This is a genomic window from Kribbella sp. NBC_00382 (assembly GCF_036067295.1).
Taxonomy (GTDB): Bacteria; Actinomycetota; Actinomycetes; order Propionibacteriales; family Kribbellaceae; genus Kribbella.
In genome coordinates this window covers 4251876-4265760 of sequence record NZ_CP107954.1, presented here as the reverse complement: position 1 = coordinate 4265760, position 13885 = coordinate 4251876, and the positions used below count along the sequence as shown (strand labels likewise).

The window sequence follows — 13885 nt, the reverse complement described above, 5'->3', positions numbered from 1 at the left end:
GCCGGCCGACGGCAGCGGTGATACAACGCCGCCAGTGACATCTGCCGCCCATCCTGCTGCCCTGCTCGTTTCCCTGCTACTCCTCAATGCCCACGCGGGACCGGGTGGGCATGACGGCTGCGACACCCGCAACAACGTGCTCGCCAAGCAACTGACCGACGTGAGCTTCAAGGCCGGCGCGAAGCATTGCGTGGTGATGTCCGGCCAACTCCTGGATCCGTACACCAGCCGGCTGATCAACTTCCGCAAAGCAGCCCCCCGACTGGGTGCGTAGTACGGCGGTGATCGGGGTCGCGGTGTCGAAAGTCCGCATGGTGTTCTCCTGAAGCTCGTCCGGGCGTCTGCGCTGGTGCCGTACCGACCGTGGATCTCAGAAGGCGGTGAGGTCCAGCACGAGGCGGCCGCGCACTCCACCCTTGGCCAGTCGTCGATGCGCCTCGGCAGCCTGCCCGGCCGGTACTACGTCCGCTACGCGCAACGTCAACTCGCCGTTGGTCGCCTGATCCCGCAACCTGAGCAGGCGATCGTGATCGGTGGCCGAGTCGGTGACCAGGACCGGCTGCACCTGAATGCCCCGTTCCACCGGGCGATCCCAGCCTCGGACGACGGCCAGCCCGCCGCCGTCGCGGATGGCGGGCAGTACCAACTCCTTCATCACCGCGCCGTCGAGGACCGCATCCACTCCATCCGGCACGAGCGCACGGAACCGGCCGGCGATGTCATCACCGCGCAGAACCACCTCATCGGCGCCCAGCGACGTCACCAACTCCGTGTCAGCCGGCGAGGCGTCGGCCAGAACCCGCAATCCATCGCTCTTGGCCAACTGCACCGCATACCCACCGAAAGCCCCAGGTGCTCCGGTCACCGCGACAGTACGACCAGCCGGCAAGGCCAGGCGGTCCAGCGCGATACGGGCCGTCAAGGCATTCATCAGCAGCGTCGACGCGGCCGGAAAGCCCGCACCGGACGGGATCGGTACCACCGATGCCGCAGGCACCACGACGAGCTCCGCATAGGCGCCTTGCCGACTATGGGCCTGGACGATCGCGATCACCGGATCCCCTGGCCGAAGTGACGTGTCAGTGCCTGGACCGATCGCGTCGACGACCCCAGCCGCGTCCATCCCCGGTACATAGGGAGCCGAACGACTACCCAACCAGGAACGCGAAATCCCAGCCCGCAACATGGCGTCGGTCGGATTGACTGCCGCCGAATGAACGCGAATACGTACCTCACCGGTGGCCGGCACCGGATCGGGGAGCTCGATCACCCGCAGCACCTCGGGACCACCGAACTCGGTCAGACCGATCGCTCGCATGGCTACCGCCTTTCTGTTGCCGGGACTACCAAGGCGCTGCCGTGCCGTCCCAGGAGAAGAAGCCCGCCGTCGGGCCGTCGTTCGGGAGGAGGGCAAGACGGACTGCGCCGGCTGCTGCTTCTGCTGGGTCGCCGCCGGACTCGGCCGCGCGGGCGTTGAGGTTGGTGGCGCGGAGGCCGGGAGCCAGCGCATTGACCTTGAAACCGTCCTCGGCGAGCGTCTGCGCGTAGTACACGGTGAGTGCGTTGAGCGCGGTCTTCGATGAGCGGTACGCGGCGCCGGCTCCGCCGACCCGGTGGTCGAACTGCGGGTTCGGCCCAGTGCTCCAGCCGAGCGAGCCGGTGCCACTGGAGACGTTGACGATGCGCGGACGGGCCGAGCGCCGCAGGACCGGGAGGAACGCGTTGGTGACGGTGACCACGCCGAAGACATTGGTCTCGTAGACCCGGCGAAGGGTGTCGACCTCGGTCTCCACCGGGGTCTGACCCAGATCGCTGACGCCCGCGTTGTTGACGATGACGTCCAGCGCGGGGACCTGCGCCGCGGCTGCCTCGACAGACCGCGGATCGGTCACGTCGAGCACCAGAAGGCGAGCGCCCGGGCCGAGTTCGCCAACGGCCGCCTGGCCGCGTTCGGCGTCTCGGGCGCCGACGTAGACGGTGAAACCGCAGCTCAGCAATTGCCGGGCGATCTCCTTGCCGATGCCGTTGTTGGCACCCGTGACCAGCGCCAGCCCGGCACCGCTAGCCGGACCGGCCGCCACGCTAGCGGAACCGTGTTCTTCCATTGCGCCTCCTCGGGAAATCTCCAACGGTAGCGTTGGAGATTTCCACTGTACGGTCCGGCCGGCCAATCTGCAACGATTGCGTTGGAGATGTTCTAAGCTTGCGCATGGCCTGGGACACCGAAGGAACGCGCCGCCGGCTGAAGGAGGCCGCGACGGCCGAATTCGCCGAGTACGGGCGCGACGGCACGACGATGACCCGGATCGCCGCGCGGGCCGGCATCAACAAGGAGCGGCTCTACAGCTACTACGGCGACAAGTTCGCGCTGTGGGAGACAGTGCTCACCGATGAGCTGGATCAGCTGGCCAGCGCGGTGGCCCTGACCGGGGCGGGGCTCGACGACGTGGGCGAGTTCGCGGGCGCAACGTACGACTACCACGCGGCGCACCCCGAGCTCGGGCGGCTACTGCAGTGGGAGGGCCTCACGCGAGGACCGGCCGCGGACACCGAGCGGCGGTCGGCGCACTACCGCGAGAAGGTCCAGCGATTCGCTCAGGCACAGCGTGCCGGCGTACTCGATCCTGAGCTTGATGCGGCCCACCTGGTGTTCGCTCTGATCGCACTCGCGGCCTGGTGGCAGACCGTCCCCCAGCTGGCCGAGCTGATCACCGGCGTCGGCGGGGACGACCTCGACGAACGCGCCCGCCGCCGGGCCTTCGTCGTCGACGCCGCCCGCCGCCTCGCCACCGCTCGCTGATCCGCCGCTCGCTGATCCGCCGCTCCAGCTGGCGAGTCTTCGAAGCCCGCGTCGCCCGGCGGTGATAGAACTCGCCAGCGGACGACGCTGACCAGTCGTCTCCCCCTCGCCCCGAAGTGAGTACTGCACCCGCCGATGACGCCTGCCCTCCGCCCTGTCGTCCTGCTCGTTTCCCTGCTCCTCCTCAGCACCGCCTGTACTGCGATAGAGCCAGAACCCACCGGTACTGCGACCGGCTCGATCCGGGCCGAACTCGCGAAGGTGAAGATCGTCGCGAGCCGTCCGAAGGTGAAGGGCTACGACCGCGACTGCGGCAAGTCCGGCGCCTGCTCGTTCGGTCAGGCGTGGTCCGATGCCCACGCCGGACCGGGCGGGCATGACGGCTGCGACACCCGCAACAACGTGCTCGCCAAGCAACTGACCGACGTGAGCTTCAAGGCCGGCGCGAAGCATTGCGTGGTGATGTCCGGCCAACTCCTGGATCCGTACACCGGCCGGCTGATCAACTTCCGCAAAGCGGCAGCCGGCAAGGTCCAGATCGACCACATCTACCCGCTGGCCAGAGCCTGGGACCTCGGCGCCTCGACCTGGCCGGCGCAACGCAGGGTGGACTTCGCGAACGACCAGACCGACAACCTGCTCGCCGTCGACGGCGCCACGAACGCCAGCAAGTCCGACCAGGGGCCAGGTGAATGGCTGCCACTCAACAAGTCGTTCCGCTGCAAGTACGTGGCCCGCTACCTGCACGTCGCCGCGAAGTACAAGCTGCCCATCACTCGCGACGACCAGCTGGCCGCACAGACCCTCGCGCCCACCTGCACAAGCTGAGTCTTGCATAGTTAATATTAACCGTGCAACACTCAAGGCATGAGTACACCTACTTATGTCGTCCAGTCCGCCGTTCCGATGCTCTGGCTGCTGATCGCCGTCGTGGGCGCGACGATCCGCACCCGCCACAGTCCGTCCGCCGCAGCGAAGCTGGAGACCTGGCAACGCTGGTGGGCGGTCGCCGCCCTCGGCTGCGGCAGCCTGTGGATGACGATCTCGTTCCTCACGATCCCGGACGTGATGGCGACCGCGATCGGGTTCAACCGGTCGCCGTTCCTGTTCGAGATCGCCTTCGCCAACCTCGGCCTCGCGGTCATGGCCTTCCGAGCCGCCTCGCCTTCAGCTTCGGCGAGAGAGCGCATCACCATCGGCCTCGGCGCCGGGATGTTCCTCTGGGGCGCAGTGATCGGCCACCTGTACCAATGGTTCGCCAACGGCGACCACGCCCCCGGCAACACCGGCGGAGTCCTGGTCTACGACCTGCTGATCCCCGCGGTCATGATCATCCTCGCGGTCGTCTCACGGCGACGCGAGCGTGAGGTGGACGGAGGAGCCGCGCGGGAGGTTCGGGTGGATGGTGAGCCGTCCACCAGCGGCCTCGGCGCAGCGCCGGGCTATGTCAAGGCCTAGGCCGGTGGACCCGCGGTCGCTACGGCCGCGTTCCCCTGCTCCTAAAGGGATCCCCGGGCCTTCGTCGGCTACGACGATCAGTACTCCGGTACTGCTGCCGACAGCCTGCCGGGTAAGGATGATCCGCGCAGGGGTGCCGTCAAGCGTGTGGGCGACGACGTTCTCCACCAGGGCGTCGAGTGCCGCGGACAGGTCATCGGCTGAGGCTCGAACCATGGCAGGCGGCTGCACTAGGTCTAGTACCAGGTCCCGTCCCTGGTCCTCGAACAACGGCGCCCAGAAGGCGGCGCGGGCTCGGGTCACCTCTACTGCGTCGCAGTGTGGGACCCGGCCCTCGCGTTGCGGGCGGCGGGCCGCGCTGATGACTGCGGTGAGGGTGCGCTCCAGGCTGTTGACCTGAGTGTTGAGCTCCTCGGCCCGCTCGCGGTCCGGCAGTGCCTCGACCTGCAGGCGGAGTGCGGTCAGCGGAGTACGCAGGCGGTGGGAGAGGTCGGCGACGGCTTCGCGTTCGACGGCGATGACCTCGTCGATGCGGTCGGCGAGACCGTTGAGGGCGGCACCGACCTTGGCCACCTCGGCCGGGCCGTTGGTAGGGGCTCGTGCATCCACGTCGCCCTTGGCGAGGCGTTCCGCAGTACGGGCGGTTTCTTCGAGAGGGCGGGCCAGGCGGCGGGAGACGAGTTCGGCGCCGATGACGCTCAGGAGGAGGACGAGGAGGCTACCGCCGAGCAGGATGAGGATGCGGGTCAGCAGGCCGTCGTACAGCTCCTCGGCGGTCAGGTACAGGCAGACGGCGGCGGGGCCTTCCGGAGTACCGACGCTGATGTCTGTCGCTTTGCCGCCGCCGATGGCGCGGAAGGAGGCCGTCGAGAGCTTCGGCGGGCCGTGCTTGTCGTCGTCATCGTCGTCGCCTGGTACCGGTTTGGGGTCGGCAACACCACCGGGCGGCGGGTCGCCGAGGGTGGTGCCGTTGGGGAGACGGACGGAGATACGGCCGGCGCTGTTCTTCTTGACCTCGTCGATGTAGGCCTGGATGTCGGCGGCAGTGTGGTCCTTGTCGCCGACGTAGTACGCGACGTTCTCGGCCTGGTAGCGAGCGGCCTTGAGCGATTCGTCGGCGGCGGCGTTGCGCATCAGGAGCGTGAGCGGGATCGCGAAGGCGAGCACGACCAGGGTCGTCATCCCGACCGAGAGCAGCAGGATCCGGCGGCGCATCGTCAGCCCGCTTCCGGAGGCGCGAGCTTCACGCCGACGCCGCGGACGCTGTGCACGAAGCGCGGCTCGGCGGCGGTCTCACCGAGCTTGCGGCGCAGCCAGGAGAGGTGGACGTCGACGGTACGGTCGCCGCCACCCCACGGCAGGCCCCAGACCTCGGCCAGCAACTCGCGCTTGGTCACGACCGTCCCCGCCCGGCGCGACAGGGCGAGCAGGAGGTCGAACTCCTTGCGGGTCAGGTCGACAGGCTGGCCATCGACGGTCACTTCGCGGCTGGCCGGGTCGATGGAGAGCGCGCCGAGGCTGAGCATCGATTCGCCCGGCTGGTCGGGGCCGCCTCGGCGGAGTACGGCCCGGATCCGCGCGTCGATCTGGGCCGAGCTGAACGGCTTGATCACGTAGTCGTCGGCGCCCGCGTCGAGCAGCCGCACCACGCTCGCGTCGTCGTCACGGGCGGTCGCGACGATCACCGGTACGTCGCTGACCGCGCGGACCATCGCGAGCACGTCCCGCCCGTCGAGATCCGGCAGCCCGAGATCGAGCAACATCACGTCGGGCTTCTCCCGAGCGACGGCCGCGACCCCTTCGGCCCCGCTGGCGAGCGCGGTGACGGCATGCCCGGCCGCCGTGAGCGACTTGCTCAGCGACGTCCGGATCGCGTCGTCATCCTCAACCAGCAGAACCCTTGCCATGAGATTGAGGGTAGCTAGGTGGTCGGCAGTCTCAGGCCGGTACTGCGAAGTTCCAGGTCGGCGAGTTGGGTGATGACTCGCGTATCGCCCTCGCGCCAGGCGCTGACCGGGTCGTCCGAGATCTTGGCCAGCTTGTGCATCGGCTGGTTGGCCATCGCCCGGAGCGCGAACAGATCGAGGTCGGCCGCGTTGTCGATGAACTTGCGCGCGGCCGTCGCCCGCCGGGAGAACCGGATCCGCCGCGGCAGCCAGATCAGCAGCGCGAACAGTACCGGCAACCCGATCGTCACACCGGCCAGCAGATAGGCCAGCTGCTCGACCGCATGCGCCTGGTCCCGCCCCGCCTCAGCCAGCCTGGTCGCCGCGTTCGCCGCTCCGTCGATCGGCGCGCGCAACTCGTCACCGACCGCCGGTACCTTGCCCACCGGCTCCGAGAACTTGTGCAGGTCGGCCGCCAGCCCGTCGCCCGCCTCGGCCGTCTTGCGACCGGGGTAGCCGAGCGCGTTGGTGATCTTGAAGACGAACAGCCCGAGCGCGGTACAGAATGCGATCCAGCCCAGCAACATCAGGTCCCCGAACGCCTGCCCGAACCGCTGCACACCCACATCGGAGTAGAGCTTCACGCGGGTCATCTCCTTGATCGATTACCCCACCAATGCCCATGTCAGAGCGCGCTGACACTAGCGTGAACTTTCTGTCTGTGGGGGTCGTTAAGGTGACGTTGTGGTTGAGAAGTCGCTTGGGGTGCTGGGATATCACCGGGCCGTCCTGTCGCAGGTACGCCGGGTGGATGAGCGCGCCTGGGCGGCTTTGCGGGATGGCGAGGCACAGGACGACGGGCTGAGCGACGCGCTGCTGCGGAACACGTACCGGCTCGAGGCGGAGAGTCATGCGGAGTTGCACGCAGCGGGGCGGCGGGCCGCGGAGGCGCTGGGGCTTCAGGTGGAGCTCGAGTTCTTCCAAGCGCAAGGGGCCGGGCAGCCCAACGCGTCGTTGCTGCATCAGAGCGATCGGGCGGTGATCCTGTTCGAGGGGCCGTTGCTGGAGCGGTTGGATGCGGAGGAGCTGACGGCGGTCTGCGGGCATGAGTTGGCGCATCGTCTGTTGTGGACTCTCGAGGACGGCTCTTATCTTGCGGTCGACCGACTGCTCGACGCGGCCGCGGCCGACGCGCGCACGCCGGCGCAATACCTGGAGACTCATCGGCGCTGGGTGATGGCGTGCGAGCTGTTCGCCGACCGCGGCGCACTCATCGCCTGCGGAGACCTCGGTACTACGGTCCGCGCGTTGCTGAAGGTCCAAACCGGACTGGGTTCCGTCGACCCAGCCGCCTATCTCCGGCAAGCCAGTGAGCTGGACCTGAGCACCGGCAGCCGCGGGACGAGTCACCCCGAAGGAGTCGCCCGCGCCTGGGCACTCCAGAACTGGCTCGCCGACGAGGACGTCGAGGTGCTGCTCACCGGCCCGCTCGACGTGGACTCGCCGGATCTGCTCGACGCCGCGTTGCTGCGCGAGGTCAGCATGGACTTCGCGGCGCACATCGCCCAGGCGGAAGGGTTGCGCTCGGACACGGTCGCCACGTATGCGGCCGGGTTCGCGGATCCACCCGGGCCTCTCGGCGTACCGGGTGGAGCGGTGCCGCGGTTTGACGAGCCGTTGGCGATCCGGCCGGTCGACGGTGCGCCGATTCCACGGCCGCGGGCGTTGACGGGGGCGACCCGGCAGTACCTGTGTTATTTGCTGCTTGATCTTGCGACGGCCGATCCCGAGTTGGGTGATGACGGGCTGATCGCGTCGCTGGGGGTGGCGCGGAGGGCGGGGCTTTCGGAGTACGACGATCTGGCCGATGACGAACTTGGCTGGAGCGACAAGCGTCGAGCCGAGCTGACCCGGGCGGTGACGCCATGACAGAACTCGTCGCGCCGGCGGGCACCGGCATGAGGGATCTCGTCGCGCTGGCCGTCTCGCAAGGCGGGCTCGGCAACGATGCGCTGCTGGCTGCGGTCCTGCCGCTTTTCCATGCGACCGCCGAGGTGCACGAGCGCGGGTTGGTCGCGCCGTTGCGCGGGCTCGACCAGATCACCGTCGACGACCGGACCAGGCTCGGATTCGCGCCCGAGGACGCAGCTCGTCCATTGATCCAGTCCGCCGAAATCGCTGCCAGGGAAGGGTATCGCGCCTCGGCCGTCGAGGTCGTCGCGCACCGCCAGGTCGAGCTCGACCTCGGCGAGAGTGGCGGCCGGCCGCAGCTGCAGGTCACCGAACCGGCGCCCGAGGCAATCACCGCGCCCGTGCTCGTGCCGGGCTGGCAGAGCTGGGAACACCTGCTCGGCCATCACGATCCGCTGACCGACATCTTCAGCCTCGGTCAGCTGCTGATCGGCCTCGGCTGCGGGCTCGACCTGTCCCGCACCGAGGACGTCGCCCGGCTGATCAATGCCCGAGGCAACTTCTATTCGCTGACTGGCACACTGCATCCGGTGATCGTCTCGGTCGCTTCGCAGATGGCCGAGCCCGACCGTCATCGCCGGGCCCAGGACCTGCGCTCGCTGATCGAGCAGCTGGAGAACTACCGCGACCAGCCGCTCGACTTCGATGTCGACGCGATCACCCGCGACACGGCGGATCGGCGCGAAGCGGTCCTGAAAGCCTTACGGGAAAGGCTTTTCGACCTCTCGCGGCGCAACCGGCTGGTGAACTTCCGGCACACGGCCCAGACGATCAACCTCACCGAGGTCTCCGTCCCGCTGATGCTCGACGTGCGCAACATCCGCGCCGAGCAGCTCTTCACCTGGAACGCCGACCTCGCCGCGCAACTGGTCGACGGCAAAGCCAAAACGCTCGGCAAGTGGATCCGGTACGACGAAGCCCCGTACGCCGCCTCCGCGCTGGACAAGCTGATCTCGACGGCCAGGCGCGACCGCGCGGAGTACGGGCAGGACCAGTTGCGGCTCGTCCCGGCGTTCCTGCGCTGGCACGATCTGAAGAACGACCCGTCGACGCGACTGACCTCTCCGCTCGTGCTCGTGAAGGTGGATCTGGCGAAGAAGCGTGGCGTGCGCGATTCGTACACGGTGCGGATCACCGATCCGGTCGCCGAGATCAACCCGACGCTGCGTCATCACCTGCATCAGCTCTACGGGATCAATCTGCCGGCCAAGGTGGATTTGAGCGAGCCGGACGCTCTCGAAGTACTGCATGAGAAGTTGCGGGCCGAGCTGCAGGCTTCGGAGCCGGGGCTGCAACTGCAGTTGCGGGCCAAACCGCGGATCGACCTCGTCCGGCAGCGCGCGATGGTGAAGCTGCGGAACTACCGGCGGCGACAGCACGGGAACACGGCGAACGAGTTCGGCGGGCGGCACTATTCCTACTCGTACCGGCGTTCCGACTATCAGCCGCTCGGTGTGCAGATCTTCCGCAATCAGCTTGCGGTGCAGGAGTTGCCGCTGAGTGTCGTGTTCGGCGAGCCGCGACGGCCTGGTGCGATCGAGACCGACAGCTACGTGCTGGAGACCGGCGACGACGGCAGTCCGTACTCGTGGGATGTCGACCTGTGCGCGGTTGCCCTGGCGAACTTCAACTACCGGACGCTCGGGCTCGTGCGCGACTACGACGAACTACTCGAGAGCGGGCGGTCGTGCCCGTCGTTCGACCAACTGTTCTCGGATCGACCGCGGCCGCTTGTGAGCGATCCGCCTGAGCTGCCGACGTCGGCGCGCCATCTCGTCGTACCAGCTGACGGCTCGCAGGTGGCTGCCGTCGCGCGGGCCCAGCGCGGCGAGAGTTTCGTGATCCAAGGTCCGCCGGGGACGGGCAAGTCACAGACGATCACCAACATGATCGCGGACTTCGTGGCGCGCGGTCAGCGGGTTCTCTTCGTCTGCCAGAAACGCGCGGCGCTCGACGTGGTCCATGCCCGTCTCGTGAGCCGCCGGCTCGACGGGCTCTGCACGCTGATCCACGACTCCCAAGCCGACAAGAAGGCCTTCGTCCACGGCTTGCGCGACACCTACGAGTCCTGGCTCGCCGCCTCGGACGACCTCGAAGATCTGACGGTACGCCGCGATGCCCTGGTCACTCGCGTAGATCGCCTGCTCGCCACCGTCGGCGAATTCGAAACCCTCCTGGCCGGCGGCTCCCCCACGCTGCGCACCGTCGTGAACACCTTGGCCGAGTTGCGCTCCTCTTCGTGGGGTTCATCCCTCGATCCTTCGCAGCGCCGACTCATCCCGACCCCCAGCGACTGGTGGGCGTCACGCGAGGTCGTAGGCGAACTGTCCTCCGGCCTGGCCGCCGCGGACCCCTCCAGCAGCGGCGTACTGTCCCGCAGCCCTCTAAGCCTCATCGCCCCCACCGTCTGGTCAGCCCCCGGCGCCGACACCGAAATCCCCGCCACCGCCACCGAAGCACGCACCGCCTGGACTGCGGTCGCCGAAGCGCTCGCCGCAACCGGCCTCACCGCCCCGGCCGATGCCGGCGCCTCCGCGTCCGACGCCTCGAGTGTCGCCAACAGCTGGGCTTGCGTCGACATCGCCGTCGTTCGCCGCCTCGGCGAACTCGGCACCGTCCTGCTCCCCCTAGCCGAACGCGGCAAGTCCGAAGCCCTGGACGCCAATTCCCGCGCAGCCCGCGAACTAAAAGCCGCAGCCACCGACCACGAGACCCTCCTGTCAGCCGAACAAACCGCCTGGCAAGAAGCCTCCGCCTGGACCGACCCTCTCCCGCTAGCGGACGCCCGCTCAGCCCTAACAGTTGCCCAAAGCAAAGAAGGCACCCTCCTAGCCTTCCTCTCCTCCGACTGGCGCCGCATCAAATCCCTCGTCCACACCCGAACAGACACCACCACCCGAGCCGTCCGCCCCACCATCACCGAACTCCTCACCACCCTCATCACCGCCCACGAAGCCACCACCGCAGTAACCACCAACACCCAGAACTCACTCCAAACCTGGGGCACCTCCAACCCCACCACCCTCTCCCAAACCCTCCACCACCTAACCCAAGACAAAGCCCTAGCTCCCTGGCTTGACACCCTCGCCACCAACCACCCCGCCACTACCGCTACCCCCAGTCCCACCACCGCTGCCGCTGCGCCTGCGCCTGCTGCCACTGCTGCCACCGGAGGTCAGCCCGGCGCGACCCCTTCGGCCGACGCCGACACGTCGCCCGCCAGCGACCTCCCCACCACCCCACCACCCGGCGGAGCAACTGCCCTACCTCCCGGAGTGCCTTCGGACCACACCAACCCCGCAGCGCCGGGCGAGACCCCTCCCGGCGGCCCGGCCGCCACACCTCCCGCGATGCCCTCCGACCACACCACCTCCTCGCCTATCGGCGAGCCCTCCTCCGCCTCGCCATCCGGCGGGGCTGCTTGGGTAGGTCGGGCAGGGGTTGTGGAGCGTGTCGCTCGGGTTGGGGAGTTGTTGCAGCGAGCTGAGGCGGTTGCTGGCCGGCTGTTGGTTGAGGGGTATGCCGAGCGGACTTTGGGGGAAGTACAAGGGATTGTTGAGGTGCTGGCTTCGCCTGGGGTGGTGCCGGTGGTGCAGCGGTTGGTTGCTGTGATGCGGCGGTTTGGCGAAACACCGACGACCGTGCAAGACGCGGTACGAGGATTGGAAGCGACGCCGGAGCAGTTGGAGTATGCGGTTTGTGCGTTGCACTGGGAGCGGGCTCGGGCGGGCGCTCCGCTGTTGGGTGAGGTGACGTCGGCGCGGCTCGACTCGATTGTGGGTGAGTTGAGTCTGGTGTACGACGAACTGACGACGGTCAACGCCGACGTGGTGGTAGGCGGAGTACGGCAGCGGTTCTTGAACGAGCTCGCGCATTCCGAGGCGAGCGCGACCGGTATGTCGACCGAGGAGCGGGCGCGGAAGAAGGCGTTCAGCACCGGACGGCGCGAGCTGGAGCATGAGTTCGGCAAGGTCATGCGGTACAAGTCGATCCGCGATCTCGCCTCGGGCGCACCCGGCGAGGTCGTCGCGCGGTTGCGCCCGGTCTGGTTGATGAGCCCTTCGTCGGTCTCCGACACGTTGCCCCTCGACACCGCCTTCGACGTGGTGATCTACGACGAAGCGAGCCAGATCCCCATCGAGGAAGCGATTCCGGCGCTGCACCGCGCACCTCAGGTGATCGTCGTCGGCGACCAGATGCAGCTGCCACCCACGCAGTACTTCCGCGTCGCCACCCCAGCCGCCGATCCAGACGACGAGGTCGAACACGTCGGTGTCGCGCTGTCCGACGACAGCTTCCTCGCGATCAGCGCCCTACGACTCGCGTCAACCATGCTGACCTGGCACTACCGAAGCCGTTCCGAAGCCCTGATCTCCTTCAGCAACGCAGCCTTCTACCAAGGCCGCCTAGCCACCATCCCCGACCGCCTCCCCGCCCACCCCGCCCCACCCTGGACCGTCCGCGCCACCAACGACCCCCCAACGCCACCCACCGACACCACACCGGCGCCGCTCGCCGACGGCACCAGCCTCGGCGGCGCTGCCTCTGCGAGTCGTACGCGGTCGCAGGTGGTGGAGGTTGTGGATGGGATGCTTGCGGGGAGCATCACGGCGGTACGGGTTGCTGATGGCATCTATGTGCGGCGTACCAACCCGGCGGAGGCGCGGTGGATCGCCAGCCTCGTACGCGAGATCCTGGCGCGCGATACCGGGAAGAGCCTCGGCATCGTGGCGTTCTCCGAGGCGCAGCAGGGCGAGATCGAGCGGGCGCTGGACGAATTGGCAGAGGCCGATTCCGAGTTCGGCGCGCAATACGAAGCCGAGCAGGTGCGGACCCGCGACGAGCAGGACGCCGGGCTGTTCGTGAAGAACCTGGAGAACGTCCAGGGCGACGAACGCGACATCATCATCATGAGCGTCTGCTACGCCGCCGGACCGGACGGCCGGATGCTGATGAACTTCGGCCCGATCAACACCTCCGGCGGCGAGAAGCGCCTGAACGTCATCTTCAGCCGCGCCCGCCAGCACATGGTCATCGTCAGCAGCATCGAGCCCGAGGCGATCACCAACACCTACAACGACGGCGCCAACACCCTGCGCCGCTTCCTCACCTACGCCAACGCCGTCTCCCAAGCCAACCCCGAAGCCACCCAAGCCGCCCTCAGCCAGTACGCCGTACCGCGCACCCGCACCGCGGACGCGCTCCGATCGGCGGTAGCCGAGCAACTGGCCGAGCGACTCCGCGCCGAAGGAGTCGTCGTGGCGACGGAGGTCGGCGAATCCGTCTTCCGCTGTGATCTCGCGCTACGCCACCCCAAGGACGAGGGCCACCAACTAGCGGTGCTGATCGACACCCCGGAACGAATCGCCGCCGACTCACTGCTCGAGCGCCTAACCACCCACCCGCGAGCACTAACCACCGGCGGCTGGCGAACCCACCACGTCCTCACAGGCGACTGGACCACCAACCCCGACGCAGTACTGGCCCGCCTCCTAGACACCCTCAACCGCCCCACCGACAACTGACCCCCACCACCTCGGCCGCCTTCCCGACCGGTTCACTTCACCCAACTCCGGCCGGCCCAGCTCCGGCCAACTGCGGGGCGGTCGGCTCGGCGTTCCGGCTGGCGGGTTTGGTAGCGATAGAGCGCTGCATCCTGCCAGCGGCATCAAAAGCTGCCAGCGGCTGGCGTTTCGCCCGGCAGGCCCGATCAGTGGAACACCGGCGGCGGCTCTGAACACCTACCGGTGGGCTTGGACAAGGTATGACT

General features: G+C 68.1%; 11 protein-coding genes. 6 read left to right on the top strand and 5 right to left on the bottom strand.

Annotation, left to right across the window (positions count from 1 at the left end):
* The first annotated feature begins 34 nt into the window (after positions 1-34).
* On the top strand, positions 35-274 hold the full coding sequence (locus tag OHA70_RS20685) for a hypothetical protein (protein ID WP_328320026.1): 240 nt from the start codon (positions 35-37) through the stop codon (positions 272-274).
* A 96-nt stretch (positions 275-370) separates the two neighbouring features.
* Here the strand turns inward: OHA70_RS20685 and OHA70_RS20680 are convergent, their stop codons facing one another.
* Both OHA70_RS20680 and OHA70_RS20675 read right to left on the bottom strand, forming a co-directional pair.
* A complete protein-coding gene (locus tag OHA70_RS20680; RefSeq protein ID WP_328320024.1) occupies positions 371-1318 on the bottom strand; it encodes an NADP-dependent oxidoreductase in 948 nt (315 codons plus the stop codon).
* Positions 1319-1343: 25 nt separating this feature from the next.
* Entirely contained in the window at positions 1344-2105 is a 762-nt protein-coding gene (locus OHA70_RS20675) for an SDR family NAD(P)-dependent oxidoreductase (protein WP_328320022.1), read from the bottom strand.
* Between the two features lie 104 nt (positions 2106-2209).
* On the opposite strand from OHA70_RS20675, the gene OHA70_RS20670 reads away from it, so the two are divergent.
* From OHA70_RS20670 to OHA70_RS20660, 3 genes are all read left to right on the top strand, one after another.
* Positions 2210-2800, top strand: a complete 591-nt coding sequence (locus OHA70_RS20670) for a TetR family transcriptional regulator (RefSeq protein ID WP_328320020.1) — start codon at positions 2210-2212, stop codon at positions 2798-2800.
* A gap of 135 nt (positions 2801-2935) precedes the next feature.
* Positions 2936-3628: an HNH endonuclease family protein gene (locus OHA70_RS20665; RefSeq protein WP_328320018.1), complete on the top strand. Its 693-nt coding sequence runs from the start codon at positions 2936-2938 to the stop codon at positions 3626-3628.
* 39 nt (positions 3629-3667) lie between these two features.
* A complete protein-coding gene (locus OHA70_RS20660; RefSeq protein ID WP_328320016.1) occupies positions 3668-4258 on the top strand; it encodes a DUF6790 family protein in 591 nt (196 codons plus the stop codon).
* On the opposite strand, the gene OHA70_RS20655 is transcribed toward OHA70_RS20660, so the two are convergent.
* The 3 genes from OHA70_RS20655 to OHA70_RS20645 are packed head-to-tail and all read right to left on the bottom strand — an operon-like array spanning position 4148 to position 6797.
* Entirely contained in the window at positions 4148-5473 is a 1326-nt protein-coding gene (locus OHA70_RS20655) for a HAMP domain-containing sensor histidine kinase (RefSeq protein ID WP_328320014.1), read from the bottom strand. The genes OHA70_RS20660 and OHA70_RS20655 overlap by 111 nt on opposite strands.
* Before the next feature lie 2 nt (positions 5474-5475).
* Positions 5476-6165 carry a response regulator transcription factor gene (locus OHA70_RS20650; protein WP_328320012.1) on the bottom strand — a complete coding sequence of 230 codons (690 nt, stop codon included), beginning with the start codon at positions 6163-6165 and terminating at the stop codon, positions 5476-5478.
* 14 nt (positions 6166-6179) lie between these two features.
* A complete protein-coding gene (locus OHA70_RS20645) occupies positions 6180-6797 on the bottom strand; it encodes a hypothetical protein (protein WP_328320010.1) in 618 nt (205 codons plus the stop codon).
* A 91-nt stretch (positions 6798-6888) separates the two neighbouring features.
* On the opposite strand from OHA70_RS20645, the gene OHA70_RS20640 reads away from it, so the two are divergent.
* Together OHA70_RS20640 and OHA70_RS20635 are read left to right on the top strand one after the other, a co-directional pair.
* Positions 6889-8073 carry a M48 family metalloprotease gene (locus tag OHA70_RS20640; protein WP_328320008.1) on the top strand — a complete coding sequence of 395 codons (1185 nt, stop codon included), beginning with the start codon at positions 6889-6891 and terminating at the stop codon, positions 8071-8073.
* Entirely contained in the window at positions 8070-13640 is a 5571-nt protein-coding gene (locus OHA70_RS20635; protein ID WP_328320006.1) for an AAA domain-containing protein, read from the top strand. The genes OHA70_RS20640 and OHA70_RS20635 overlap by 4 nt, the downstream gene beginning before the upstream one ends.
* Positions 13641-13885: the final 245 nt, after the last annotated feature.